This is a genomic window from Marinimicrobium agarilyticum DSM 16975 (genome assembly GCF_000423345.1).
Lineage (GTDB): Bacteria > Pseudomonadota > Gammaproteobacteria > Pseudomonadales > Cellvibrionaceae > Marinimicrobium > Marinimicrobium agarilyticum.
This window is the reverse complement of record NZ_KE384008.1, coordinates 83,221-109,266: the sequence shown is the minus strand read 5'-3', so window position 1 is coordinate 109,266 and position 26,046 is coordinate 83,221. Positions and strand designations below refer to the sequence as shown.

Annotated in this window: 19 protein-coding genes; 6 read left to right on the top strand and 13 right to left on the bottom strand. The window is 59.5% G+C overall.

All coding sequences use genetic code 11. The features are described 5' to 3' along the window. The first annotated feature begins 19 nt into the window (after positions 1–19). The gene (locus tag G547_RS21930; protein ID WP_051235636.1) at positions 20–2,824 is read left to right on the top strand and encodes a response regulator; all 2,805 of its coding nucleotides are present in this window, start codon (positions 20–22) and stop codon (positions 2,822–2,824) included. Positions 2,825–2,962: 138 nt separating this feature from the next. Further along, positions 2,963–4,594: a sodium:solute symporter gene (locus G547_RS0116335; protein WP_027330752.1), complete on the top strand. Its 1,632-nt coding sequence runs from the start codon at positions 2,963–2,965 to the stop codon at positions 4,592–4,594. Between the two features lie 535 nt (positions 4,595–5,129). On the opposite strand, the gene G547_RS23890 is transcribed toward G547_RS0116335, so the two are convergent. From G547_RS23890 to G547_RS21920, 10 genes are all read right to left on the bottom strand, one after another. Beyond that, positions 5,130–7,307 carry a galactose-1-epimerase gene (locus G547_RS23890; protein ID WP_245573500.1) on the bottom strand — a complete coding sequence of 726 codons (2,178 nt, stop codon included), beginning with the start codon at positions 7,305–7,307 and terminating at the stop codon, positions 5,130–5,132. Between the two features lie 194 nt (positions 7,308–7,501). Continuing rightward, positions 7,502–8,269 carry a hypothetical protein gene (locus G547_RS0116320; protein ID WP_027330751.1) on the bottom strand — a complete coding sequence of 256 codons (768 nt, stop codon included), beginning with the start codon at positions 8,267–8,269 and terminating at the stop codon, positions 7,502–7,504. Between the two features lie 114 nt (positions 8,270–8,383). After that, the gene (gene recO / locus G547_RS0116315; protein ID WP_027330750.1) at positions 8,384–9,094 is read right to left on the bottom strand and encodes a DNA repair protein RecO; all 711 of its coding nucleotides are present in this window, start codon (positions 9,092–9,094) and stop codon (positions 8,384–8,386) included. Positions 9,095–9,108: 14 nt separating this feature from the next. Beyond that, positions 9,109–10,014 carry a GTPase Era gene (gene era / locus G547_RS0116310; protein ID WP_027330749.1) on the bottom strand — a complete coding sequence of 302 codons (906 nt, stop codon included), beginning with the start codon at positions 10,012–10,014 and terminating at the stop codon, positions 9,109–9,111. Positions 10,015–10,016: 2 nt separating this feature from the next. Continuing rightward, the gene (rnc, locus tag G547_RS0116305) at positions 10,017–10,721 is read right to left on the bottom strand and encodes a ribonuclease III (protein WP_027330748.1); all 705 of its coding nucleotides are present in this window, start codon (positions 10,719–10,721) and stop codon (positions 10,017–10,019) included. Then, positions 10,721–11,140 (bottom strand): DUF4845 domain-containing protein, encoded by a 420-nt coding sequence (locus G547_RS0116300; RefSeq protein WP_027330747.1) that lies wholly within the window; start codon positions 11,138–11,140, stop codon positions 10,721–10,723. Before G547_RS0116300 ends, rnc begins: the two co-directional genes overlap by 1 nt. A 31-nt stretch (positions 11,141–11,171) precedes the next feature. Further along, positions 11,172–12,053 (bottom strand): signal peptidase I, encoded by an 882-nt coding sequence (gene lepB, locus G547_RS0116295; RefSeq protein ID WP_027330746.1) that lies wholly within the window; start codon positions 12,051–12,053, stop codon positions 11,172–11,174. Between the two features lie 46 nt (positions 12,054–12,099). Continuing rightward, positions 12,100–13,899: a translation elongation factor 4 gene (gene lepA / locus G547_RS0116290; protein WP_027330745.1), complete on the bottom strand. Its 1,800-nt coding sequence runs from the start codon at positions 13,897–13,899 to the stop codon at positions 12,100–12,102. A 186-nt stretch (positions 13,900–14,085) separates the two neighbouring features. After that, positions 14,086–15,474 (bottom strand): DegQ family serine endoprotease, encoded by a 1,389-nt coding sequence (locus G547_RS0116285; RefSeq protein ID WP_425411503.1) that lies wholly within the window; start codon positions 15,472–15,474, stop codon positions 14,086–14,088. A 200-nt stretch (positions 15,475–15,674) separates the two neighbouring features. Further along, positions 15,675–16,583 carry a MotY family protein gene (locus G547_RS21920; RefSeq protein WP_084646129.1) on the bottom strand — a complete coding sequence of 303 codons (909 nt, stop codon included), beginning with the start codon at positions 16,581–16,583 and terminating at the stop codon, positions 15,675–15,677. 144 nt (positions 16,584–16,727) lie between these two features. Here G547_RS21920 and pyrC point away from each other — a divergent pair, with 144 nt between their 5' ends. Together pyrC and rnt are read left to right on the top strand one after the other, a co-directional pair. Further along, on the top strand, positions 16,728–17,783 hold the full coding sequence (pyrC, locus tag G547_RS0116275; RefSeq protein WP_027330743.1) for a dihydroorotase: 1,056 nt from the start codon (positions 16,728–16,730) through the stop codon (positions 17,781–17,783). A gap of 35 nt (positions 17,784–17,818) precedes the next feature. Next, positions 17,819–18,448 carry a ribonuclease T gene (rnt, locus tag G547_RS0116270; RefSeq protein WP_036189453.1) on the top strand — a complete coding sequence of 210 codons (630 nt, stop codon included), beginning with the start codon at positions 17,819–17,821 and terminating at the stop codon, positions 18,446–18,448. A gap of 24 nt (positions 18,449–18,472) precedes the next feature. Here rnt and G547_RS23975 read toward each other — a convergent pair whose 3' ends face one another. Then, entirely contained in the window at positions 18,473–18,607 is a 135-nt protein-coding gene (locus G547_RS23975; RefSeq protein ID WP_281167784.1) for a hypothetical protein, read from the bottom strand. Between the two features lie 164 nt (positions 18,608–18,771). Between G547_RS23975 and G547_RS0116260 the strand changes: the two genes are divergently transcribed. Then, positions 18,772–19,593, top strand: a complete 822-nt coding sequence (locus G547_RS0116260) for a universal stress protein (protein WP_027330741.1) — start codon at positions 18,772–18,774, stop codon at positions 19,591–19,593. A gap of 75 nt (positions 19,594–19,668) precedes the next feature. Here G547_RS0116260 and G547_RS0116255 read toward each other — a convergent pair whose 3' ends face one another. Together G547_RS0116255 and purL are read right to left on the bottom strand one after the other, a co-directional pair. Then, the gene (locus tag G547_RS0116255; protein WP_027330740.1) at positions 19,669–20,331 is read right to left on the bottom strand and encodes a DUF3313 domain-containing protein; all 663 of its coding nucleotides are present in this window, start codon (positions 20,329–20,331) and stop codon (positions 19,669–19,671) included. Positions 20,332–20,365: 34 nt separating this feature from the next. Beyond that, the gene (purL, locus tag G547_RS0116250; RefSeq protein WP_027330739.1) at positions 20,366–24,232 is read right to left on the bottom strand and encodes a phosphoribosylformylglycinamidine synthase; all 3,867 of its coding nucleotides are present in this window, start codon (positions 24,230–24,232) and stop codon (positions 20,366–20,368) included. Positions 24,233–24,547: 315 nt separating this feature from the next. Here purL and mltF point away from each other — a divergent pair, with 315 nt between their 5' ends. Next, the gene (gene mltF, locus G547_RS21915; RefSeq protein ID WP_051235632.1) at positions 24,548–26,026 is read left to right on the top strand and encodes a membrane-bound lytic murein transglycosylase MltF; all 1,479 of its coding nucleotides are present in this window, start codon (positions 24,548–24,550) and stop codon (positions 26,024–26,026) included. Positions 26,027–26,046: the final 20 nt, after the last annotated feature.

Genomic DNA, 26,046 nt, shown 5'->3' with positions numbered 1-26,046 from the left:
ACACGACAAAAACCACACCATGAGATTGACCGACCTGAAAGCCCAGATCTGGCGACTGGTATTATTCCCCGCCCTGGGGGTTACCCTCATTCTCGCCGCCACCCTGACGCACTTGTACCTGAACCAGTTGAACAAGTTCGTCAGCCACCGCGGCGGCGCCTTGAGCGAGAAGCTGGCTGAGCTCAGCCGCGAGACTCTGAACCGGAACGACCCCGACCTGTTACGCTCGATTATCGACGCCTCGCTCGAGGAGCCCTACATCCGGGCGGTGGAGCTGCACCTGCGGGAGAACGACACGGTGGTACACAGCGGCCCCCGTATGATGCCGTTAACCAACCCCGAGCCGGTCGATCTCACTCAGCCCCAGCAGCGAAATACCCTAAAGTCCATCCGCTTCGCTCATCCTATACCGCCCCGGAATGAGGGAGAACCCTCTCCGGGTTGGATCGAGGTGGAGCTGCTGGCCGCCCCCTTCGTGGTGCTGCGCTACCAGACCATTCTGATCACGCTGATCCTGACGCTGATGTGCCTGGGCCTGTGTACCTGGTTTGCCACCCGGCTCTACAAGCGCTTGACCCGCCCGATCGAACAGATCCGGACCACGATTCAGGGAATGGCTCGCGGCCAGATGGACCGGCGCCTGCCCGAGCTGGAAAGCAAGGAACTGAACGAGCTGGCCCGGGCAGTGAACGATACCGCCGAATCCCTGGAGCAGGCGCACCGGGATATGCAGGTGCATATTGACCAGTCCACCGAGGATTTGCGCGAGACGCTGGAAACCATTGAGATTCAGAACATCGAGCTGAACATGGCCCGCAAAGAGGCCCTGGAAGCGAGCCGCATCAAGTCCGAGTTCCTGGCCAACACCAGCCACGAGATTCGCACCCCGCTCAACGGCATTCTGGGCTTTACCAACCTGGCCCTGAAAACCAAGCTCGACGAGCAGCAGAAAGAGTACCTGGAAACCATTCGGGACTCCTCCCAGAACCTGCTGACGGTGATCAACGATATTCTGGACTTCTCCAAAATCGAATCCGGCAAGCTGACCCTGGACTATGTGCCCCTGCCGCTTCGCAAGGTGGTTGAGGAGTCCGCCCACATCCTCGGGCCCGATGCCCACGAAAAGAATCTGCAGCTGATTACCCTGATCGACGGCAACCTGCCCCTGCACTTGCTGGGCGACCCCCTGCGGTTCAAGCAGGTGCTGACCAACCTGGTGAGCAATGCCATCAAGTTCAGCCAACAGGGCAACATTGTGGTGCACGCCGCCCTGATCAACCGCCAGGAAACCCAGGTCACCGTGAAGATCAGCGTAAGCGACAACGGCATCGGCCTAACGCCCGAGCAGAAGGAACGATTGTTCAGTGCCTTCAATCAGGCGGATACTTCCAGCTCCCGCGAGTATGGCGGCACCGGTCTGGGGCTGGTCATCTGCAAAGGGCTGGTGGAGCGCATGGGCGGCGAAATCGGTGTGGAAAGCCAGCCGGAGCAAGGCGCTCGCTTCTGGTTCACCGCCCGCCTGGGCATTGACAAGAGCCGCCCGGAGACCCCGGCCGAGCGCTTCCTGCTGGGCGAGCGCGTGCTGATTTGCGGTGACAACCCACCCTCCTGCCACCAGCTCCAGGAACTGGTGCACCAGTGGCAGGCGGATACGGAAACCATCAACAAGGTGCACGACATCTTCCCGCACCTGCGCAAGGCCCGCGAGCGGGACCAGCGTTTCCGCCTTCTGCTGCTGGACATTTCCCCGAGCGAGCAGACTCTGCAGCCCGCCCTGCTTGAGAATCTTACTCAACAGGTACGGGCGGAGTTTGACTGCGCTCTGGTCGCCTGTTGCACTCCGGCCCACCAGCGACTGTTCCGCCAGGGGGTAGAGAGCTGCAGCACCACCTTCGTGAATAAACCCATCACCTACGAAACCCTGCTGGAAACCCTGGCTCGCCAGATGGACATTCCCCTTTCCTCGGGAACAGGCCAGGAGGATGCCCCCCGTTCCCCAGAGGAGCCGCCGGCGGCGCGTATTCTGGTGGTGGATGACAACCCGGCCAACCTGCAGCTGGCGAGCGAGCTGCTGCGCGGCCTGAACACCGATGTGATTCAGGCCAACAACGGCCAGGAGGCGCTCACCCTGTGCCGGGAGCAGAATTTCGACCTGATTTTCATGGACATCCAGATGCCCGGTATGGACGGCATTGAGACCACCAAGCGGCTGCGCACCGAGCATCCGGGGCGGCGCACGCCCATTATCGCTCTGACTGCCCACACCATGACCGAGCAGAAAGCGGAGCTTCTGATCGCCGGCATGGACGACTGCGTCAGCAAGCCGGTGAGCGAGGCCCAACTGGCCCACATCGTCAACCGCTGGGTTCATCTCAGCGGGCGCAAGGCGGTGGAAGGTGGAATGGCTTCCACCACGCCCACCCAGCCGCGGCTCCCGGCCATTGAGCTGGAAGAGGACGAGCAACCCGGCCCGGTGGACATTCCGCTCAGCCTGAAACTGGCCAACAACAAGCCGGCGCTGGCGCGGGACATGCTGGAAATGCTGCTGACCAACCTCGGCGGTGAACGGGACGAGATCAACGCGGCCTTCGAGCAGAAGGACTATCAACAGCTGGAGGAGTTGGTGCACCGGCTCTACGGCAGTTGCTGCTACTGCGGGGTGCCCCGACTCAAGCGCATCAGCGGGTTGTTGGACAAAATACTCCAGGCCCGCCAGTATGATCAGGTGGCCAGCCCGATCACCGCCTTGAACAACGAGGTGGACGAGGTCCTGAAATGGGGTTACGCGCGGGATATCAGCGCCCTGTTTCAGGTTGAGCGGTGAAAACCGCTCATTTGACGGGAAGTGATTCTCACGATGGCCTTATGAATGTTATGATAATACTTTAATAAGCAGGCCCCTTTTAAGGGGTCGTTTTTTTACCTATAACGCTAATATAGCCATAACAGGGTGGTAGAAACGATGATTCCATTCAGTGGTCTGGACTGGGCCGTGCTCGGCCTGTTCTTCCTGGTACTCCTCGGGGTGGTGGTCTGGTCCTTCATGGAGAAGGAAAAAGACACGACCGATTACTTCCTGGCGGGCCGCAACGCGGGTTGGCTGGTCATCGGTTCCTCAATCTTCGCGTCCAATATCGGCTCCGAGCACCTGGTGGGCCTCTCCGGCGCCGGTGCCGAAACCGGCATGGCCATGGCGCACTGGGAGCTGCAGTCCTGGATTATCATTATCCTCGGCTGGGTGTTCGCGCCTTTCTACTGGAGCGCCAAGGTCTACACCATGCCGGAGTTCCTCGAACGCCGTTACTCCAGCAGCTCGCGCACTTTTCTCTCGTTCATCTCCCTGGTCAGTTACGTTCTGACCAAAGTCTCGGTAACGGTCTACGCCGGTGGCGTGGTGCTGAAAACCGTTCTGGGGATCGACTCTATCTGGGGCATCGACTTCTTCTGGATCGCCGCCATGAGTCTGGTGCTGGTCACCGGCCTGTATACCGTGGCCGGCGGCATGAAGGCGATTCTGGTCACGTCGGTGATTCAAACCCCCATCCTGATCCTCGGTTCGCTGGTGATTCTGTTTGTGGGTATGGACAAAGTCGGCGGCATGGCCGAGCTCGAACGCATCAACGGCGCGCGCATGGACCTGATCCGGCCGCTGGATGACCCACAGTTCCCCTGGCTGGGCGTGATCGGCGGTTCCATCATCATCGGTTTCTGGTACTGGTGTACCGACCAGTACATCGTGCAGCGGGTTCTGACCGCCAAAGGCATCCAGGCCGCCCGTCGCGGTACCATCTTCGCCGGTTACCTGAAGTTGCTGCCGGTGTTCATCTTCCTGTTCCCGGGCATGATCGCCTACGCACTGCACGAGCAGGGCCAGATCAACCTGGCCAGCGCGGACCAGGCGTTCGCCACGCTGGTGACTGAACTGCTGCCCTCAGGCATCAAGGGCATCGTGATCGGTGGTCTGATTGCCGCCCTGATGAGTTCTCTGGCTTCACTGTTCAACTCCTCGGCCACCCTGTTCACCATCGACTTCTACAAGAAGTACAAGCCTGAATCGAGCGAAAACCACCTGGTGAAAGTCGGTCGCTACGCTACCGTCGCGGTCGTGGCGCTGGGCATTCTCTGGATTCCGGTGATGCAGTTGATTGCCGATGTACTGTACGAATACCTGCAGTTGGTGCAGTCCCTGATTGCCCCGGGCATCGCCGCGGTCTTCCTGCTGGGTGTGTTCTTCCGCCGCATTACCCCAACCGCCGGTTTCACCGGTCTGGTAGCCGGCTTTGTGATCGGTATGACCCGTCTGGTATTGACCATTTTCGAGGACAGTCTGCCCGAAGGCAGTATCTGGTTGGGCATGGTTGAGCTGAACTGGTTGTACTTCTGCTCGATTCTGTTCATCTTTATCACACTGCTGGTGATTGGCGTGAGCTTCTTCACCAAGCAGGCCAGCGATGAGCAGGTGGCCGGTTTGACTTATGGTTCAATCAGCAAAGAGCAGCGCAAGGAGATCCGCGACGGTATCGATAAGTGGGATATCATCCACACGCTGATTATCTTCGGGATTACCGCGTTCATCTATGTCAGGTTCTGGTAACCGGTAGTTCGGCAAGGATGCCGCCAAGAAACAACGAAACGGCTCACCTTTTGGTGGGCCGTTTTTGTTTGAAGCGGTTGGTGACTACGCATTGGAGTGCTGCGGGTATATATCTTGGGGCGAGACACGCCGTAAATACGTCCCTGTAGGCTCGAATCGCGGGTCCCCCGCTCCACGGTCTCGCCCCAAGATATATACCCTCCGCCAGTGCCGAATTAGACCGCGCTAGAGATAGTTTAGTATGTCAAGAATTTGAGTAGGGTAGCGTAAGCGAAGCGCCACCTACCATCGTTGCCCATTCAGGAGATTTACAAACAATTCCCGTAGGGCAGATAAGCGCCAGCGCATCTGCCAATTGCCAAGTATTTCGGATGGCAGGGGGCGCTTGTCCACTTATTGGTGGGTGGCGCTTCACTTACGCCACCCTACCCCAAATCACGTCCTTACCTCACCGCGAAGTAACAGCCCCGCATAAAAAAACCGCCCAAGGCAGAACCTTGGGCGGTTTTCTTGTTGAGCTTAAAAGCGCTCTGGTTTACTTGACGCTAAACCGGAAGCTCATGCTCGTTTCGTACACCTCACCCGGCTCCAGAATCGTGCTCGGGAATTCCGGCTGATTGGGTGAATCCGGGTAATGCTGCGGCTCCAGGCAGAAACCACCGTGCAGGATGAACTTCCGCTCACCATCGGTCAGCGAGCCATCCAGGAAGTTACCGGAATAAAACTGAATGGCCGGCTCCTCCGTCAGAACCTCCAGCACACGGCCCGTATCCGGATCCTCCGCACGGGCGGCCAGGATGCGACCCTCTGCGTCAGCACGGTTCAGCACATAGTTGTGATCATAACCGCCACCAACACGCTCCAGTTGCGCAAAGTCCGCGTTGATATCCTCGCCGATCGGCTTGGGTTCGGTGAAGTCCATCGGGGTACCTTCCACCGGGGCCAGCTCACCGGTCGGAATCAGGCCGCTGTCTACCGGCGTATAGCGATCCGCGTTGATCTCCAGCACATGGTCCAGAATAGACCCCTCGCCGGACAGGTTGAAATAGGTGTGCTGAGTCAGGTTCACCGGGGTGGCCTTGTCGGTCACCGCGTGGAAGTCCGTCAGCAGCGCGTTATCGTCGGTCAGCACGTAGCGGGTAGTGACTTTCAGGTTACCGGGGTAGCCCTGGTCACCGTCTTCACTCAGCAGGAACAGCTCGACCGCCAGGCCGCGCTCATCGGAGACGAACTTCGCGTCCCACAGCTTTTTGTCGAAGCCGACAATGCCGCCGTGCAGGTGGTTCTCACCATCATTCTGGTCCAGCTCGTAGACCGTGCCATCCAGCTCAAAGCGGCCTTCGGCGATACGGTTACCGTAGCGGCCGATCAGCGCACCGAAATACGGGGGGTTCTGCTCCAGATAGTCTTTCAGAGTATCGAAGCCGAGGACCACATTGCCCATTTCCCCTTCACTGTCTGGGGTAAAGATATGAGTCACAACACCGCCGTAGTTCATCAGCTTCACTTCCATACCCTCGCCGTTGTTCAGGGTATAGAGGGTCACTTCGCGCCCGTCAGGCAGCTCACCGAAAGGCTGCTTGTTCAGGTACGCCGGACCGTAGTTTTCATCGGCCGTCGCGGTGCTTGGCTCTTCATCCACGTGGTGGTTGTCGGCGCGGTCCGCATGGAATACCGGGAAGCCGTTCGCATCCCACTCCAGCACGCGCACCCGGGCGTGACGGTTGGGGTCGGACAAGGGCGAGCCTTTCAGCTCCTTGTAGTTGCGAGTGTGGTAAACCAGCAGGTCGGTTTCGCCATCTTCCGCTTTGGTGAAGCTGTTGTGGCCCGGACCAAAGCGTTTGAGCTCGGCGTTGGAGGAGAACACTGGCTCCGGTGATTTCTTCCAGACGCCCGGGTCCATCAGGTCCGCGTCGGCGTCTGCCCACAGCAGCCCCATGGCGTAGTTATGGTCGGTGGCGGCCGCCGAGTAGGTGACGAAAATACGGTCTCCGTGCTTGATCACGGCGGCACCCTCGTTCACTTCGTGGCCGACACGCTCCCAGTCCAGCTCGGGCTCGGAGAGCGTGATGACCGGGCCGGTGATAGAGGCCGGGCCGTCCATTTCCGCCATATAGAGTGCGGAGTTGTACTTCTGCTCCCGGTCACCCTGGGCCCAGATCAGGTAGCGGGTGCCGTTGTGCTCAAAGGTGGTGGCATCCAGTGCGAAGCTGTCCCAGGGCGTCTCAATCTGCCCGACATGGGTCCACTCCCCGGTCATGGGGTCTTCGCTGTCATTGGCCAACACGTGCATGCGCATCCGGAACGGCGCATCGCCATCGCCCAGCGCTACGTGAACGTACCAGACACCGTCAACGCGGTGCAGCTCGGGGGCCCAGACGTTTCCGGCCATTTCGCCCTCTTCCGGACGCTGCCAGATCACCTTGGGCTCGGCATCGGTCAGGCCATTGAGGGTATCGGCGGTGAGCAGCTCGATCCGGTCAAACTCCGGGGCGGTGGAAATGAAGTAATACTGGCCCTCATCGGTCCGGTGAATCCAGGGGTCAGCGCCGTATTTCACCAGGGGCACGTTATATTCGGCAAGGGAGGTGCCGCTTTGGGGTTCGGCGGATGGGGTGCTCTCTTCGGTCTCGGAGCAGGCCAGCAGGCCCAGGGCGGAGACTGCCAGCAGCCCCCCGGCGAACAGGCGCCGCAGTGGAGTGATGCTTGTCATAAACAGTACCTTCAGATCGTTGTCGTTATAAGGGTAGTATTCAGTCCGTTATTCTACGAAAGGCCCTATTGTAATACAATACTGAGCCTCAAACGTGACTAGTTTTACGACAACAATGGAAGGGGGTCCAACGGGAGACAGCCAGTCAATCTTTATCACGATGCACTACAAAACCCCAAAATCCTCAATCCAATTTAATATTCATCCTCAAAAGGATCTAGCCCGAGCTCACGTCTCTTTTTATTCAAGGAGTCGTAAATAGACTCGGCTCGGCGGTCAACAATCTCTTGGTTCTCCTTTGTGAAAACGAAGTTAGTATCATCAACAACCCCCTTTAGAAAGTCCCGATGTCCTATATCATTACCCATTTTTGAAGACACGGCACATAGAGCAAGCACGTCGTAAACCGCCTCCCTCGCAGCTTTCTCGTCGTAAAGCTCCGCCTTCAGTCTAGAGGATATCGATATAGCTCTGGTTACCAAAGCGGAAGTCGCACCTCTGGCCGCGGCCTCCATTAATACATCAGCTTCTTGGGCGAACTCTAAACGTCGGGCATATCGGTGTGATAACTTCAACAACGCTCTAACGTCTCCACCATCACCCAATGAGCGCAACGTTTCATCGCTATAGCCATCGTAAGTCTTTATCTCAATATCATCAAAATAGCCATGCTGCTCATTCAGTGCAGCTTGCTTTTCCATTGCCTTAATGAGCGCTTCCTCGCTGCTCTCGGCGCCATCTTGGCTCTCAATAACAGCTTGTTCTGAATGAGTGTTCGAACTCGGCCCTGAACCATCATCAGTCTCGCGCGTATAACCCGCACTAGACGATACGGTGCGCTCTACGACAGCTGGTTTTTCCGATGCATCATTTTTTACCTCAGCGTTCTGGTTATAGAGGTAAGCCATCAAAACGACACAAGCCAGACCAACACACGCAAGCACTATTGTAAAATTTTTCATACGTTAAACAGTTCCCGCAGACAGATTCGCCGCTTCGATAAATAAACTCGATTTGATCAGCTTCAGAGGTCTACATATGCCCCTTTTGCAGCCGGTGACACGGCAATACAAAACTCACTTGAACAAGTCCCGACTTTTCAGAGGCTTGGAGCCAAGCAGAGGATGGAGCATCTGGCGGCTGAGTCGTTTTGCTACGGCTAAGACTTGGGGCTGAGTGAAGTCCGCCTCAGCGCAGGCCAGCAGATCGGCGCCAATGAAGAGCTTGGGGGTTTCGATGGGATTCCGGCTGCTGTAGGTGGGGATAAAACCCGCTTCCGGGTCGAACCGGTAGAGGCACTCCGGTGAGATGGCATCGCCGGTGTCCGCTTCCTGGGTGAAGCTGATGCCGTAGCCGAGGTGGTCCAGCAGACGCCACTCGAACTGGCGCAGTAGCGGTTCGGGGGTTCCGCCATCCAGTGCCGACAGGGCCTGCATGGTCCAGCGGTAATCGTCGAAGATGTCAGGGTTGGGGTCCTGCTCGCCGAGCAGGCGCACCAGCAGTTCGTTGACGTAGAAGCCGCTGTACAGTGCCAGGCCGGCAAGGCGAAGGCTGGGGCCATCGGCTTCTACGGCGGTGAGGGTCTTCAGGTTGCTCTTGCCGGCCAGGGAGACCAGTACGGCAATAAAGGGATTCAGCAGGGGGCGGCGCTGGCTTTTGCCCCGGCGCACGCCCTTGGCGACGGCGCCGATGCGGCCGTAGTCCGGGGTCAGCAGGTCCACCAGCAGGCTGGTGTCCCGGTAGGGGCGGGTGTGCAACACATACGCGGGCTGAAATTCAATGCGCATGGTTCACTACCCGTTTATACGTCGTCGTAACCCAGGCTGCGCAGGGCCCGACTGTCATCGGACCAGCCGGATTTGACCTTGACCCAGAGCTTGAGCATTACTTTCTTCTCAAACAGCTTTTCCATATCCAGGCGGGCCTGCTGCCCGATCTGTTTGATGCGCTCACCACGCTCGCCGATCAGAATCCGTTTCTGGCCTTCCCGCTCGACCAGTACCACGGCGGAGATGTGGAGCACACGTTCTTCGTCTTTGAATTCTTCAATTTCAACGGCCATCTGGTACGGCAGCTCATCACCCAGTTGCCGGGTGATTTTTTCCCGTACCATTTCCGCCGCCATAAAGCGGGAGCTGCGATCGGTGAGCTGGTCCTCTGGATAGAAGTGCACACCTTCGGGCAGACGTTCGACGATCAGGTCTTCCAGCCGATCCAGGTTGGTGTTCTTCAGGGCGGACAGCGGGATGATTTCCGCTTTCGGAAAACGCTCGCCCAGCTTCTGCAAATGCGGCAGCAAGCTCTCTTTTTGCTCGACCTTGTCGACTTTGTTGATGGCGAGAATGATCGGGCAGCTCAGATTTTCAAGCCGCAGGGCCACCATTTCGTCTTCCTCGGTCCAGGTGAGCCGGTCCACCAGAAACACGACCACGTCCACATCTTTGATGGCGGTGGTGGCAGCCTGATTCATATAACGGTTGATGGCTTTTTTCTGGCCCTGATGCAGCCCGGGGGTGTCGACAAAAATGATCTGGTTGGACCCTTCGGTCTTGATGCCCTGAACATTGTTACGCGTCGTCTGCGGCTTGCGCGAGGTGATGCTGACCTTCTGGCCCAGCATATGGTTGAGCAATGTGGATTTGCCCACATTGGGCCGGCCCACAATCGCCACGTAGCCGCAACGGCTGGGGGGTTGAGTCTCGGTCATGGTTAGCCCTTGCGCTTGGGTTTGAGTTCAAGTTTCTGCAGTTGTTCGAGCACTTCGGCGGCGGCCTGCTTTTCAGCGACGCGCCGACTGTTAGCCCGGGCCCGCGCCGCCTCTTTCAGCGGCGCCACCCGGCATTCGATGGTAAAGCGATGGGCGTGAGCTTCACCCTCGACTTCAACGACGTTGTATTCCGGCAGCGGCAATTTGTGGGCCTGGAGGAATTCCTGAAGTCGGGTTTTGGCGTCCTTGGCGGGGCTGGCCAGCGAGAGCGCGTCGAGCCGTTCCCGGTACCAGGCGTTGACCCGCTCGGCACAGACTTCGAAACCAGACTCGAGGTAAATGCCGCCGATCAAGGCTTCGATGGTATCGGCCAAAATGGAATCGCGGCGGCTGCCACCACTTTTCATTTCCCCCTCACCGAGCAGCAGGCAGTCGCCCACCTCGAACTCACGCGCGATGGCGGCGAGTGTCTCGCCCTTGACCATCTGGGAGCGCAGGCGGCTGAGCTGCCCCTCTCGCGCCTCGGGAAAACGACGAAAGAGGGCTTCGCCAATAATGAAGTTCAGGATGGAGTCCCCCAAAAACTCGAGACGCTCATTGTTGTGAGCGCCGTGGCTGCGGTGCGTCAGCGCCAGATCGAGTTGGGCCGGATCACGGAAATCATAACCGAGACGTTGCTGAAGGCGTTTTTTGAGTAAATCAGTCACTAGTCGCTACTGAGATTCTGCTCCAACGGCGTACAGCACTGCTCCGGTGCCGAGCTGTCGAGCTGATTGTTGAAGGAAAAGACCAGATCGATGTTTTTGATAAAGTCGATACGTTCCTCGTAGGCGATGGTAATCACCACGCGGCTGGAGTGCTTGTCTATATCGATGTTCTTCCGGCCTTCAGCGTTGACGTTGTTGACGGTGTAGAACTTGGTCAACTGCGAACGGATCTCCGTCGGGCTCATACTGAACAGGTCAGGATTGTTGCGCGCCAGGGATTTCAGGGCAGAGGTAATATAGCGATTCTCCGCATAAGGCGGCACCACCTTGAAAGCCGTGAAGACAATAGCCACCACGACCAGAATGATAAACACCACACCCAGCGTAGACATGCCGGTTTGCTGCTTTTGCAATTGCATCCGCTCGCCCTCTTGGTTAAGCGCCCAACGGTTATTGAATGGTTCCAGCCCGCTCAAAACTGGGCAGACTGAAGAGTGAATCCCAATGCATCCAGATCGCAAAGGCTTTGCCGACAATCTCGCTCTCGGGCACGAAACTGAAATTCTTGCTCGGGTCCTGGTTCAGCTCATTCCAGCCGCGGCTGTCAAAGCTGCCGTCCCGGTTGTCACCCATCATGAAGTAATGCCCTTCCGGCACCACCCAGGAGCCGTAGCGGCTGTAGCGACCGGGGTTCAGGTGCTTGCGAACAGTGTAAGTATTGTCCCCGAGCGTTTCTTTGACAACCCGGTAGGGCTGTGGCGCCGACTGGTTCACTTCCACAAGCTCCTGCGGAACGGGTTCACCATTGATGGTCAATTGGTGGTCAATATAGGTGACCGTGTCGCCCGGCAGGCCGATTACCCGCTTGATAAAATAGGTCTCCGGCTGGTGGGGCGGAAAGAAGACCATGACATCTCCCCGCTTGGGGTCGTTGATCGGAATCACTTCCGTGTTCAACACTGGCAGGCGGATACCGTAGGTAAACTTGTTCACGACGATAAAGTCGCCTACCTGAAGCGTGGGCTCCATGGAGCCGGAGGGAATCTGGAACGGCTCGGCAATAAACGACCGCAGCACGAACACCAGCGCCAACACCGGGAAAAAGGATTTGGAGTACTCGACCCAGATCGGTTCCTGCCCGGCGGCCTCCCGAGCCTCTTCGTAGGCCTTGCGCTGAGCGGCATTATTAAGGTCAGCGCGGGCAAATTGCTTATCCACCGCGGCCAGGGCCTGCTTACGTGGGCGGGACAGCACCAGGCGGTCATACAACCACACCAGGCCGGTGATAAACACCGCCAGAGTCAGAATCAGGGGTAGGTTTATACTACTCATTCGGGTTCCTGTTGCTGTCCGTATTGGTTGTTATCAGTAGCCGACCTTAACTGTCGACCTTAAGCACTGCCAGGAAGGCGTCCTGGGGAATTTCCACCCGTCCGACCTGTTTCATGCGCTTTTTACCGGCCTTCTGTTTTTCCAACAGTTTTTTCTTGCGCGAGGCGTCGCCGCCATAACACTTGGCGGTCACGTTTTTGCGCAGAGCCTTGACCGTAGAGCGAGAGATGACGTTACCGCCGATCGCCGCCTGAATGGCCACATCGAACATCTGCCGGGGAATCAATTCTTTCATTTTTTCCACCAGAGACCGGCCGATGCTCTGGGAGTGGTCCCGGTGGACAATCAGCGCCAACGCGTCCACCTTGTCGCCGTTGATCAGTACATCCAGGCGGACCAGGTTGGCTGCCTCAAACCGATCAAAGCTGTAATCGAGGGACGCAAAACCGCGACTGGCGGACTTGAGGCGATCAAAGAAGTCCATGACCACCTCGTTCATCGGCATATCGTATCGCAACGCCACCTGACTACCGGTGTACTGCATGTCTTTTTGCATACCCCGTTTCTCACTGCACAGGGTAATGACGTTGCCCAGGTATTCCTGGGGCACGAGGATGTTGGCCTCGGCAATTGGCTCGCGCATTTCTTCAATGTCACCGGTATCCGGCAACGCCGAGGGGCTGGAGACGTAGAGCGTCTCGCCCTTGGTGGTCAATACTTCGTAGACCACGGTGGGCGCGGTGGTAATCAGGTCCAGGTCGTATTCCCGCTCCAGCCGCTCCTGAATAATTTCCATGTGGAGCATTCCGAGAAAGCCACAGCGAAAACCGAAGCCGAGGGCATCGGAGCTTTCCGGCTCGAAAAACAACGAAGCATCGTTCAGCGTCAGCTTGGACAAGGCCTCACGGAAATCTTCAAAGTCATCGGCGTCCACCGGGAACATGCCGGCGTAGACCTGGGGCTTCACTTTTTTGAAGCCGGGCAAGGCGGGCGTGTCCGGGCTGTTGGCATGGGTCAGCGTATCGCCGACCGGCGCGCCCAGAATTTCCTTGATACCGGCGACCACAAAACCCACTTCGCCGGCCCTCAGCTCTTTGAGGTTGGTGGCCTTGGGGTTGAACACCCCGAGGCTGTCCACCACGTGCGACTTGCCGATGGACTTGGTGACGATTTTGTCTTTGACTTTCAAGGTGCCCTGCGTCACCCGCACCAGTGACACCACGCCCATGTATTTATCGAACCAGGAGTCGATGATCAGAGCCTGCAAGGGCGCATCCACGTCCCCCACCGGTGGCGGAACCAACCGCACCAGTTCCTCCAGCACATCCTCGATGCCCTGGCCGGATTTTGCACTGCAACGCACAGCATCAATGGCCTCGATACCGATGATATCCTCGATTTCTTGCGCTACACGTTCCGGTTCAGCCTGGGGCAGGTCCATTTTGTTCAGTACCGGAATCACTTCCAGCCCCTGTTCAATGGCGGTATAGCAGTTGGCCACGGACTGGGCTTCCACGCCCTGCCCCGCGTCCACCACCAGCAACGCACCCTCGCAGGCGTACAGGGAGCGAGAGACCTCGTAGGAGAAGTCCACGTGGCCGGGGGTATCAATAAAGTTAAGCTGGTAGGTTTTCCCGTCCCGAGCCTTGTAGCTCAGGGTGACGCTCTGGGCCTTGATGGTGATGCCACGCTCGCGTTCCAGATCCATGGAGTCGAGCACCTGCTCGGCCATTTCCCGGTCCGTCAGCCCGCCGCAGACCTGGATGAAGCGGTCTGCAATGGTCGATTTTCCGTGGTCGATGTGGGCGATGATGGAAAAGTTACGAATATGGCTGAGATCAGTCACTGGGCGTCTTATTTCGTTGATTGAAAAATGGCAAGGCGGCGGGAACGGCTGGGTGGCAAGCCTTTGAAGTGAACATCAAGAAGAACCCTCAAGGGTCGCCACCGAGTGCGGTATAGGGGCCGCCGGGCAAAGGCGGCCAGTTTAGCGTATTTGACCCGGCCCGGCTATGGGCCGGGTCGTGACAAGCTACTCAATCTTGAGGGTGGTGAACGCCGGCTGGCCTTCGCGCAGGAAGCGCACGGCTACCGGCTCGCCTTTGGGCAGATCATCGACGAGCTCACGGTAGCCGCTGACCGAAGCGACCTGCTCGTAACCCAGTTGGGTGATCACATCGCCCGGGCGCAGACCGGCGCGGGCAGCAGCGCTGTCTCTTGCCACCTGCTTGACCAGAACACCGCGCTCTTCCACATCGGAGGGCAGGTTGTCCACTTGCAGCCCGAGGGGATCACCCATGGGAGAGGCGCCCGGAGCGTCACCGGCCACCTGGCCACTGCGATCGGGCAGCAGGCCGATTTCCACATCAATGGTGCGTTTCTCGCCCCGGCGCATGATCAGCACAGGGACTTCGGAGCCTGGCGCGGTGCGCCCCACCATCGGCGGCAAATCGCCGGACTCGCCCACTTCCCGACCGTTGTATTCCAGAATAATATCGCCCACTTCAAGACCGGACTGGGCCGCCGGCCCTTCCGGGTCCATATTGGAAATCAGGGCACCGGTGGGTTTGCGCAGCCCGAACGAGCTGGCCAGGTCCCGATTGACCTCCTGAATCATCACGCCCAGCCAGCCGCGCTCGACGCGACCGCTTTCTTTCAGCTGAGCCACCACATCCTTCGCCAACCCGGCAGGAATGGCAAAGGACAACCCGATCGACCCCCCCGAACGGGTGTATATCTGGGAGTTGATGCCGACCACTTCGCCATCGAGGTTGAACAGCGGCCCCCCGGAGTTACCTGGATTAATCGCGACATCGGTCTGGATAAACGGGACATAGGTATCGTTGGTGGAGCTCGGAATGCTGCGGCCAATGGCACTGATGATCCCGGAACTTACTGAGTAATCCAGCCCGAACGGCGAGCCGATGGCCAACACCCACTGCCCCACTTTCACGTCATCGGAGTCCGCAAAGCGCAGATATGGGAGGTTGTCGGCATCCACTTTCAGCAGCGCCAGATCCGAGCGGGGGTCAGTACCGATGACTTTAGCGGTGAACTCCCGCCGGTCGATCAGGCGCACATAGATGTTGTCGGCATTCTTGACCACATGGTTGTTGGTCAGAATATAGCCGTCCTCAGAGATGATGAAGCCCGACCCCATGGAGCGGACATCACGCTCTTCGGGCATACGACGCTCGAAGAACTCCCGGAACATGTCCGGTATCTCTTCCTGGTAGGGAATCCGGTTGCCGGTCTCAACGCGCCCTTTAGTGGTAATCTTGACCACCGCGGGGGACTGCTCTTCCACAAGTTCGGTGAAATCGGGCAGCTCGCGCGCCTGGGCCGGCGCGGTGAACATCAACAGGCACAGCAGGCTCGTCAAATACACCATCAACGAATGACGAAAACCGATCTGGGGCATGAAAGATTCCTCTTGGTCGTTACTGAAATTCAAGCGGGCGCAGCCAAACATTCAACGTTTACTACGCCGGACGGGCCAGATTGGACTCGAACTGACACAATAAATTCCACAGACACCGGAGCCCAAAGCTCCCCACCGGGACCTGCGGGAACGGAAGATGTTGTTTATTGGATAGTTGGGGCGGGTTGCCCCATATCAAGTCAAGGCGCGCGAGCGGTGGTCGATTGACCGGTGCGCTCCAAACGAATGGTGACCCGGCGGTTCTCCGCCCTCCCCTCGGCGGATTGGTTGCTGGCCACCGGATAGCGCTCACCGTGCCAGCGGGTCGTGATCTGGCGTGCGGGAATGCCCCGGTCGACCAGTAATTGGGTGACCATTTCCGCCCGCTCCCGGGACAGCTCAAGGTTTTCGGCGCGCAAGCCGGTACCGTCGGTATGGCCGTCCACGTAGACCCGGTCCACCCGCGGGTCCGCCTTGGCGTATAGGATCACGGGCTTCAGTTTGTCCAGCTCAGACTCCGACAACTCCTGGGTCCCCGCCGGGAAGTCGAGGGAAGTACGCTCCACCTGATCAAAATTGACCGGCAGCAAGCTCTGCAGGCAGGCGTGAAACGCCTCAATACCGGCCCTGAAACCGACCGGGGCCACGATGACCTCCATCGGTTCCTGCCGGTTATCCCAGGGCTCACGGGTGAATACCAGCCGTCGCCCCTCACGCAACTCGGCCGCGAGCCGTTGGGAGTAGCGCCAGTCGGTGGTCACAGTTTTGGTCCCCACTTCGACGGCGACCGGCGCCAATGGCTCGGGGCTGGCGGTTTCGCGCCAGACCGGGTGCTCGCTGCGAACGCGGGCCTCGCCCGCTCCCAGAAACCGATTGCTCTGGCTCAGGACAAAGCGTTGCTCCTCACCCGCGCGGCGGGTGAACACCGCTTCACCGAAGCGTGGGATAGAGTGAGAGAGCCGACATTCAAACACAGAGGCATCCAACACCCAGCGGGCGTCGGCCACCGGACCGCCGAAGACCTCGGCACGGCTTCCCGTGACCGCCACCAACGGCAGGCACAGCACCAGCCCTATGGCTCGCCGAAGATTCTGGCCTACCCCTCTCATCAACGTCACACCCTCATCAACCTCGCGCCCACTGAAAATACCCAGCTATACACGCTGTATCGGCCCGTGGTGGCTGCGCTTTAGCGGCAATTTTGGTAGCATGCGCGCTCTTCGATTGAATCCGGCCTAAACCAAGCGGTGTCCATGACCGAGCAACTGACCATCACCCGTCCCGACGACTGGCACATTCATCTGCGCGACGGCGACGCCTTGCCCCGTACCGTGGCAGACGCCTCGGCCCAGTTCCACCGTGCCATTGTGATGCCCAACCTGGTACCACCAGTGACTACGGCAGCCATGGCCAATGCCTATCGGGAGCGTATTCTGGCAGCCCTGCCCCCGGGGCGGGAATTTGAGCCGCTGATGGTGCTCTATCTGACCGACAGAACCACCGCCGAGGACATTCGAGCCGCCAAAGCCGCCGGCGTCGTGGCCTGTAAGCTCTATCCCGCGGGTGCCACCACCAATTCCGACTCCGGCGTCACGGACATCAAGGGCCTTTACCCGGTACTCGAAGCGATGGAACAAGAGGGGCTGCGTTTTCTGGTACACGGAGAGGTCACCGACAGCGACATCGATATTTTCGACCGGGAAAAAACCTTTCTGGATCGGATCTTCAGCCCGCTGGTCGCCGACTTCCCCGGGCTTTACACGGTGCTGGAGCACATTACCACTGCCGACTCGGCCACTTTTGTCCGCGAGGCGGGCGAGCGCGTGGCCGCCACCATTACCGCACACCACCTGCTGTACAACCGCAACCACATGTTGGTCGGTGGTATTCGCCCGCACTACTATTGCCTACCGATTCTCAAGCGCAACCGCCACCAGGAAGCGCTGGTCGAGGCGGCCACCAGCGGCCACCCCCGGTTTTTCCTGGGGACCGACTCGGCCCCGCACACCAAAGGCAAGAAAGAGGCGAGCTGCGGCTGCGCCGGCTGCTACACCGCCCATGCCGCTATTGAACTCTACGCCGAGGCCTTTGAGCGCGCGGGGGCATTGGATAAACTCGAAGCCTTCGCCAGCCACTTCGGTCCCGACTTCTACGGGCTGCCGCGCAATACCGATTCGGTCACCCTGACCCGAGAAGAGTGGACCCTGCCCGAGGCCCTGGCCATGGGCGAACACGAGCTGGTGCCCCTCCGGGCGGGCGAAAGCCTACACTGGCGTTTGACCACCCCGGGCGAGACGAGGTCCCAGTGAACCAGCCGGAAGCCGCCAAAGATCCGAACTCCCCCATGGCCAGCCGCTTTCGCGGCTACCTGCCCGTTGTGATTGATGTCGAGACCGGGGGGTTCAACGCCGTGACCGATGCGCTGCTGGAGATTGCCGCGGTGACGCTCACCATGGACGCGGACGGCACGCTGCGACGGGACGAGACGTTCGATTTTCATGTCGATCCGTTCGAGGGCGCCAATATTGAGCAATCGGCTCTGGATTTCACCGGCATTGACCCGGAAAGCCCGGACCGGCCCGCCGAGCCGGAATCCATGGTGATGCCCGAGCTGATGCGCTCGATCCGCAAGTCAGTCCGGGCCCACGGCTGTACCCGGGCGGTCATGGTGGCCCACAACGCCCACTTTGACCTGGGGTTTGTCAACGCCGCTGTCGCCCGCTGCGGCGTCAAGCGCAACCCCTTCCATCCCTTTTCCTGCTTCGATACCGCCACACTGGCGGGCCTGGCCTGCGGGCAGACGGTACTGGCCAAGGCCTGCCGGATCGCGGGCATCGAGTTCAGCAACAGCGCGGCCCACAGCGCCGCCTACGACGCCGAAAAGACCGCCGACCTGTTCTGCTACATCGTCAATGAGTGGAAACAACTGGGCGGCTGGACCCCACCCCTGCCGGGGGCGGAGCAGGAAGACTGAGCCTTCAGCGGGAAGACGGCGCCTTTAGCGAGCGGGCCCGCTGCGTTGAGTGGGTTCCGAGCTGCGACGGCGGCGGGCCTCTTCTTTGCGCTTGCGGGATTCGTGACTGGACTTGACCCAGTCATCAGTGCGGCGCTGCCACTGTTTGTCGTTGGGCATAGTCATCTCTCCTTTTTCATTCCAGAGGCCCCTATACTAGAGCAAAACCGGCGCTAACCCCATGACCAGCGGGAAAATTTCCGCTGTAAAAACATTTCCGTGATTGCTATGCTAAGCCTTTCTAATAATCACAGAATTGAACAGGAACCTCAGCAGGAGCCACTATGACAACCCCTCAGCAAAAGATCTTTGTCGTTGTCGACCCCAACGATGAGCAACACATCGCTCTGGAACGCGTGGCGGTGACCGCCAAGCTGCTCGACGTTAAGCCTTTTGTGTATGTATTCGTGGCCGTGGATGGCGACGCAGTAGACACACGGGCAAGCAACGACAAACTGTTCCGTGACCAGCGCTGGTTCGACGCGATGATCAAGAAGCCGCTGGAAGAGGCGGGTATCGAGTATATGATCGAGGTGTCCTGGTCGAGCGAATGGCAGGCCTCCATCATGCAGTCCGCCAAGCGCTTCAGCGCTGACCTGATCTATCTGCCGGTGCATGCCAAGGTCAACTACACCCGCTTTACCTTTACCGAGTCCAAGTGGGAGCTGCTTAAAGGGGCTCACTGCCCGGTGGTCCTGATCCGTCCCGGTGCCAAAGAAGCGCGTAAAGTGATTTTGGCAGCCGTCAACTTCCAGGCCCAGCGGGATGTGCAGCGCGAGCTCAACAAGATTATTCTCGAGCAGGCTCGCCACTACGCCCAGCTTTACGATGCCGAGCTTCATGTCGTGAACGGCTACCTGGACGCCATGAACTACCCCGACCGCGGTCGCCTGGTGAGAGAGACCGGACTGCAGCCAGACCGCATTCACGTCGACAATGGTTACACCTCTGAAGTCGTGTCCCAGGTGGCCGAGAAAATCAACGCCGATCTGGTGGTAATGGGTACGCTGGGCCAAAACGGTATGGCCACGTCCCGTCGAGGCAACACCGCCGAGCGCCTGATCGCTGCGCTGGACGACGATGTAATGGTGATCAACCACGAGTAATGACCCATCGCTGGTCCGGCACAAAAAAGGGCGGCCCCGCGGGGCCGCCCTTTTTTATTGTCCAAATCTCCGGGGTCAGGAGCCCGAACGCAAAACATCAAGCTCCCGTCGGAACCACTCCATCCAGTCCAGAAATGCCTGCTGTATCTGCATGGCCGTCAACTGGCTCGCACGTTCATTGAGTGAGCGGGCCAGCGGCTGTCGCTGACTCAGGGCCGCCACCAGCTCACCGGATTCGGAATCGTGCAGATCCAGGTTGAGTAGCATAACCACGGCCCCTCGGGGAAGGCTGCCCTCATCGGACGCCTGCAGCCCCTGCTGAAGCCGACCCCGGACTTCCAACACCCCCGGGCCCGGCTCCATGGCCAGCTCGTAACCACCCTGCATCACCAGGGTATGAACCAGCGTTTCCGTGTAAGTCTGGCGGATAAACTGCTCATCGTTGCGATTGAGTTCCTGAAGCGGAAGCTCCTGCCCCAGCGGGCGCCACTGATCAAGATTCAGGGTCGGCACCAGCAGCGAACGGTAGCGGCTGAAATCCACCCCCGGCACCACAAACACGCCATCCAGACGAGGGTCCAACCAGGCCTCTTCGGAGATTGGGGCGCGCTCGGCCTCGGCGGCCTTAGCGCTCGCCGGTTTCGGCGCCTCCTCGGTAGTGGTACAGGCCTGCAGCGCCCCCACCAACATCCCCAGGCAGACCAGCCGAGCCATCCACATCAACCGCTGCCTTTGCATAACACGCTCTCTTTAGCCTAATTTACGAATAGTCTCAGCCCACAAACACCCGGGCGTTGCGGAACATCCGTAGCCAGGGGCCATCTTCCCCCCACGAATCCGGATGCCAGGAGTTGGTCACGGTTCTGAACACCCGTTCCGGGTGCGGCATCATGATGGTCACTCGACCGTCTTTGCTGGTCAGACCGGTAATGCCTTTGGGCGAACCGTTCGGGTTCGCCGGGTAGCGATCAGTCACATTGAGCGCGTTGTCCAGGTAACGAACGGAGACCAGCCCGCTGCCATCGCACTCAGACAACGACGCGCCGGAAAATTCAGCGCGACCCTCACCATGGGCCACCGCCACCGGCAAGTGCGAACCGGCCATTCCCCGCAACAGGACTGAAGGTGACTCTTCGACCCGGACCAGACTCACCCGGGCCTCGAACTGCTCTGAACGGTTGCGTACAAAATGCGGCCAATGGTCGGTTCCCGGAATCAGGGACTTGAGGTTGGACATCATCTGACAGCCGTTACACACACCCAGGCTGAACGTGTCTTCGCGCTCGAAAAAGGCGGAGAACTGATCCCGCGCCAGGGCATTGAACAGCACGGTCTTGGCCCACCCCTCGCCGGCCCCGAGCACATCACCGTAAGAGAAGCCGCCGCAGGCCACCAGCCCCTTGAACTCTTCCAACGAGCGCCGTCCGGACAGGATATCGCTCATGTGAACGTCCACCGCCTGGAAGCCGGCGCGGTCAAAGGCCGCCGCCATTTCCACCTGACCGTTAACGCCCTGTTCTCGCAGAACGGCCACGGCCGGGCGAACACCCTTGGCAATGTAGGGGGCGGCCACATCGTCGCTCGGGTCAAAACTGAGCTCGGCGCTCAGGCCGGGATCGTGGCTGAGCAACTGTTCGAATTCCTGTTGCGCGCACTCGGGGTTATCGCGCAACGCCTGCATCTGGTAGCTGGTTTCCGCCCACAGAGTCTGCAGAATGGCCCGGGACTGATCAAACAGCATGACGCCGTCCTGGCGGATATGCAGCCAGTCCTCGTCGTTGGGCTCACCAATGACCCGCGCCGCCACACCGGCCTGCTCAAACCGGCGCAATACCGCATCGCGGTCGTCACGACGCACCTGAATCACCGCACCCGGCTCCTCGCTGAACAGCACGGCCAACGCCTCCTCGCCCATGCCCGAGAGATCGATATCCAGACCACAGTGGCCGGCGAACATCATCTCCGTCAGAGTGGCAAACAGCCCACCGTCGCTGCGGTCGTGGTAGGCGAGCAACTGGCCTGCGGCCAGTGAGGCCTGAACCGCCTCAAAGAAGCCCTTGAGCTGAGCGGCATCGTCCAGGTCCGGAGACGTTTCGCCCATCTGGTTGTACACCTGCGCCAGAATGGACCCCCCCAGGCGGTTTTTACCGTTGCCCAAGTCCAGCAGAAGCACGTCGCTCGGACCGCCTTCCAGTCGCAACTGGGGCGTCACGGTCTGGCGCACATCCAGTACCGGAGAGAACGCCGAAATCACCAGAGAGAGCGGCGCGGTCACGGCCTTTTCGCCGCGCTCGTCCCGCCAGGCGGTACGCATGGACATGGAGTCCTTACCCACGGGGATGGTGATTCCCAGGGCCGGGCAGAGCTCCATCCCCACTGCCTCGACCGTGCGGTACAGTTTTTCATCCTCACCCTTGTGGCCGGCGGCACACATCCAGTTGGCGGACAGCTTGATGTCCGACAGCTTGTCGATACGGGTGGCCGCGATGTTGGTAATCGCTTCGGCGATGGCGAGACGCCCGGACGCTGGAGCATCGAGCAAGGCGACAGGGGTGCGCTCTCCCATGCTCATCGCCTCGCCCTTGTAGCTGTCATAGCTGACGGTGGTGACCGCACAGTCGGCCACCGGAACCTGCCAGGGGCCCACCATCTGATCGCGCGCCACCATGCCCGTGACGGAGCGATCACCGATGGTAATCAAAAAGTTCTTGCTGGCCACCGAGGGGTGTTTCAAGACCCGCTCGGCCGCCTCGTTGATGTCCAGCTCGGTCGTGCCAAAGGTCGATGTGGCCGCCTGATAGCGCTCGGCACTGCGGTGCATCTTGGGCGGTTTGCCAAACAGCACGGACATGGGCAAGTCCACCGGTCTGGCCTCAAAGTGGGTGTCATTGACCAGCAGGTGCTGCTCACTGGTGGCCTCACCCACGACGGCGTAGGGGGCCCGCTCACGCTGGCAGATGGCCTCGAAACGCTCGAGGTCCTCGGGCTGAATGGCGAGCACATACCGCTCCTGGGACTCGTTACACCAGATGGCCAAGGGGCTCATGCCGGGCTCGTCATTGGGCACGTTACGAAGCTCAAACCGGCCGCCGCAGCCGCCGTCTTTCACCAGTTCGGGGAAGGCATTGGACAAACCGCCGGCGCCCACGTCGTGAATAAAGGCAATGGGGTTGCGTGCGCCCTGCTGCCAGCAACGGTCGATCACTTCCTGACAACGACGCTCAATCTCGGGGTTCTGGCGCTGGACTGAAGCGAAGTCCAGGTCCTCGGTGGAGCTGCCCGAGTCCATGGACGAAGCCGCCCCACCGCCAAGCCCGATCAGCATGGCGGGGCCGCCCAACACCACCAGCTTGGCACCGGCGTTGAACGGGGGCTTGTCGACGTGCTCACTCTTGATGTTGCCGTAGCCACCGGCCAGCATGATCGGCTTGTGATACCCACGCCGCTCGCCGTCAAAGTCTTCCTCAAAGGTCCGGAAGTAGCCGCAGATGTTGGGGCGACCGAACTCATTGTTGAAGGCGGCACCGCCAATGGGGCCCTCCAGCATGATGTCCAGCGGGCTGGCGATCCGGTTCGGGCGTCCGTAGCTTTGCTCCCAGGGCTGCTCAAAGTTCGGAATCTGCAGGTTGGAGACGGTGAAACCGGACAGCCCCACCTTGGGCTTGGAGCCGCGACCGACGGCGCCCTCATCCCGGATTTCCCCGCCGGCACCAGTGCCCGCACCGGGAAAGGGAGCAATGGCGGTGGGATGGTTGTGGGTTTCCACCTTCATCAGAAGGTTGATCGGCTCTTCATGAAAGCTGTACGTCTGGGTCTGCGCGTCGGGGTAAAAACGACCGGCCGTGGGGCCTTCCACCACAGCGGCGTTGTCCGCATAGGCGGACAGCACCTGCTCTCCGCCCTGCTCGTAAGTGTTCTTGATCATTTTGAACAGCGAGCGCGGCTGATCCTCTCCATCCAGCGTCCAGGAGGCGTTGAAAATTTTGTGACGGCAGTGCTCCGAGTTCGCCTGGGCGAACATCATCAACTCTACATCCACCGGGTTGCGTCCCATTCCCTGGAAGCTTTCCACCAGATAGTCGATTTCGTCATCCGCCAGCGCCAGGCCCAGCTCGCGGTTTGCCTGCACCAGAGCTTCGCGCCCGCCCTCGAGGATATCCACGCTGGCTTGCGGCGCGGGGGTCTGTTTCTGAAACAGGCGACTGGCCTGCTCCAGCTCGGGCATGACGGTTTCCACCATGCGATCGTGAATCAGTTCGTTGACCGCCGAGCGATCACGATCAGAAACAGCGCCTTCTATATAGAAGGCGGTACCACGCTCCAACCGGCGAATTTGGCTCAGACCGCAGTTGCGGGCGATGTCCGTCGCCTTGGAGGCCCAAGGTGAGATCGTACCCGGGCGGGGTAGTACCAGAAACAGTTGGCCCTCATGGCCCGCCTCGGTCTCGGGGGCGGGACCGTAGGTCAGGAGCCGTTCGAGCGTCTGTTGCTGGTCGTCAGACAAGGGGCTGTCAAGGTCGGCAAAGTGCACATATTCGGCGCTCAGGCCAGTGATGGCGGGGACTCGGCTCTGCAGAGCCGTCAGTAGTTTTTCAGAGCGGAAAGACGAAAGTGCGGGGGCGCCGCGCATAATCAGCATGTCGATCAGGACCTCAGAGGTTCGGAGGGTTTTGGAGAGGGCGCAATTGTACTTGAAATGGTCATCGAAGGCAGCTGTTCCGCCCAGTCAATTTACCGACTCAACCGACCCTATTAAGAGAAATAATGGCGTTAAAGTCGACACAAGTGCCGAAAGCGACTAAAATTTAATCACTCATTCAGGTTCCGTTAACCTATTTTAGGTTAAAAAACAAGCTAGCACGTCACAGCGACAACCTATAGAATTGCGCAAATTTTGCACGGGTCAGATTGGATCTGGCGCCACATCCGTAACAGCGGAGAGGAGAAACCGTAAATGGAAGTCCGCAAAAAAGCTCGCCTTATCCGGGCGATCACCCACACCTGCTTTGGCCTGATGATCGTCAGCGCCAGCGCCCTGTTGGTTGGCAGCAAACTGCCGACCACCCTGGAGCGTGTCCATGCATTGGGTGAACTGCGCGTCATTTCCCGCAACGGCCCCACCACCTATTACGAAGGGCCCCACGGCCAGACAGGGTTTGAGTACCTCCTGTTGAAGCAGTTTGCCAACGAACTCGGCGTGGAACTGGTCATTGAGGACGAAGAGGCCCTCAATACCATGCTGCACAAAGTTCGAAGCGGGCAGACCCATTTTGCCGCCGCTGGCCTGAGTGTCACCGAGCGGCGGCGTCGCCTGGTGCGATTCAACACGCCTTACATGACCATCCGCCAGCAGGTTCTGTACAACAGTCGGACTAAAAAGCCGACGTCGGTGCAGGACCTGGTGGGCAAAGAGATTCTGGTCATCGCCAATTCGTCCCACGCCGAGCGCCTGAAGAACCTGCAGCAACACTACCCCGCCCTGAGCTGGCGCGAGGAAAGTGCCATTGAGATGATCGACCTTCTGGAAAAGGTCCACAGCGGTGAAGTGGACTACGCCATCGTGGACTCTAACGCTTACAGCCTCAACCGCCACACCTTTCCCCGGGCGCGGGTCGCCTTTGATCTGGGTGCGCCCCAGGAACTGGCCTGGGCGTTCCCCCAAAGCCAGGACGAGAGCCTGTACCGTGCGGCCGAAGACTTCCTGCAGAGGATCAAATCCGACGGGACCCTGGCCGCCATCAGCGAGCGTTTCTACGATCATATTGACGAAGTCACCACTGGCGGGGCCCTGCTCTTTTCCTACCGTCTGAAAAACCGCCTGCCCCAGTGGCAGACCCTGCTTAAGGATGCCGCTCAAGAATTCGAGCTGGACTGGCGCCTGCTGGCGGCCATCAGCTATCAGGAAAGCCACTGGAACCCGGATGCCCGCTCGCGCACCGGCGTGCGTGGCCTGATGATGCTGACCATGGCGGCCGCCAGTGACATGGGCATCAACAATCGCGTGGACCCCGCCCAAAGCATTCACGGCGGTGCCAAATATTTCCGTAATCTCTACGACCGCTTGCCAGAGCGCATCCAGGGCGAAGACCGCACCTGGTTGGCCCTGGCGGCCTATAACGTCGGCATGGGTCATCTGGAAGATGCCCGCAAGATTACCCAGGCGCTGGGCGGCGACCCGGACCGCTGGGTGGATGTGCGTGAGCACCTGCCCCTATTGGCCAAACGCTCCTATTACAAATACACCCGGCATGGCTACGCCCGCGGTTGGGAGCCGGTGACCTACGTGCGCAACATTCGAAACTTCTACAGCATCATCGCCTGGCACGAACAACAGGATGAGCGTGAAATCGCCACGCAAACCGCCGAAGCCGATGTTCCTCACGCCCGCAAGGTCAGCCATCGCGCCTTGAGTATGCCTCTGTCTGTGCTTTAACACGCGCCGCAGCGCCACGC

Coding starts and splice junctions, on each gene's coding strand:
- G547_RS21930 (WP_051235636.1), top strand. CDS start 20: ATGAGATTGACCGACCTGAAAGCCCAGATCTGGCGACTGGTATTATTC.
- G547_RS0116335 (WP_027330752.1), top strand. CDS start 2,963: ATGATTCCATTCAGTGGTCTGGACTGGGCCGTGCTCGGCCTGTTCTTC.
- G547_RS23890 (WP_245573500.1), bottom strand. CDS start 7,307: ATGACAAGCATCACTCCACTGCGGCGCCTGTTCGCCGGGGGGCTGCTG.
- G547_RS0116320 (WP_027330751.1), bottom strand. CDS start 8,269: ATGAAAAATTTTACAATAGTGCTTGCGTGTGTTGGTCTGGCTTGTGTC.
- recO (WP_027330750.1), bottom strand. CDS start 9,094: ATGCGCATTGAATTTCAGCCCGCGTATGTGTTGCACACCCGCCCCTAC.
- era (WP_027330749.1), bottom strand. CDS start 10,014: ATGACCGAGACTCAACCCCCCAGCCGTTGCGGCTACGTGGCGATTGTG.
- G547_RS0116300 (WP_027330747.1), bottom strand. CDS start 11,140: ATGCAATTGCAAAAGCAGCAAACCGGCATGTCTACGCTGGGTGTGGTG.
- lepB (WP_027330746.1), bottom strand. CDS start 12,053: ATGAGTAGTATAAACCTACCCCTGATTCTGACTCTGGCGGTGTTTATC.
- G547_RS0116285 (WP_425411503.1), bottom strand. CDS start 15,474: ATGCCCCAGATCGGTTTTCGTCATTCGTTGATGGTGTATTTGACGAGC.
- G547_RS21920 (WP_084646129.1), bottom strand. CDS start 16,583: ATGAGAGGGGTAGGCCAGAATCTTCGGCGAGCCATAGGGCTGGTGCTG.
- pyrC (WP_027330743.1), top strand. CDS start 16,728: ATGACCGAGCAACTGACCATCACCCGTCCCGACGACTGGCACATTCAT.
- rnt (WP_036189453.1), top strand. CDS start 17,819: ATGGCCAGCCGCTTTCGCGGCTACCTGCCCGTTGTGATTGATGTCGAG.
- G547_RS23975 (WP_281167784.1), bottom strand. CDS start 18,607: ATGCCCAACGACAAACAGTGGCAGCGCCGCACTGATGACTGGGTCAAG.
- G547_RS0116260 (WP_027330741.1), top strand. CDS start 18,772: ATGACAACCCCTCAGCAAAAGATCTTTGTCGTTGTCGACCCCAACGAT.
- G547_RS0116255 (WP_027330740.1), bottom strand. CDS start 20,331: ATGCAAAGGCAGCGGTTGATGTGGATGGCTCGGCTGGTCTGCCTGGGG.
- purL (WP_027330739.1), bottom strand. CDS start 24,232: ATGCTGATTATGCGCGGCGCCCCCGCACTTTCGTCTTTCCGCTCTGAA.
- mltF (WP_051235632.1), top strand. CDS start 24,548: ATGGAAGTCCGCAAAAAAGCTCGCCTTATCCGGGCGATCACCCACACC.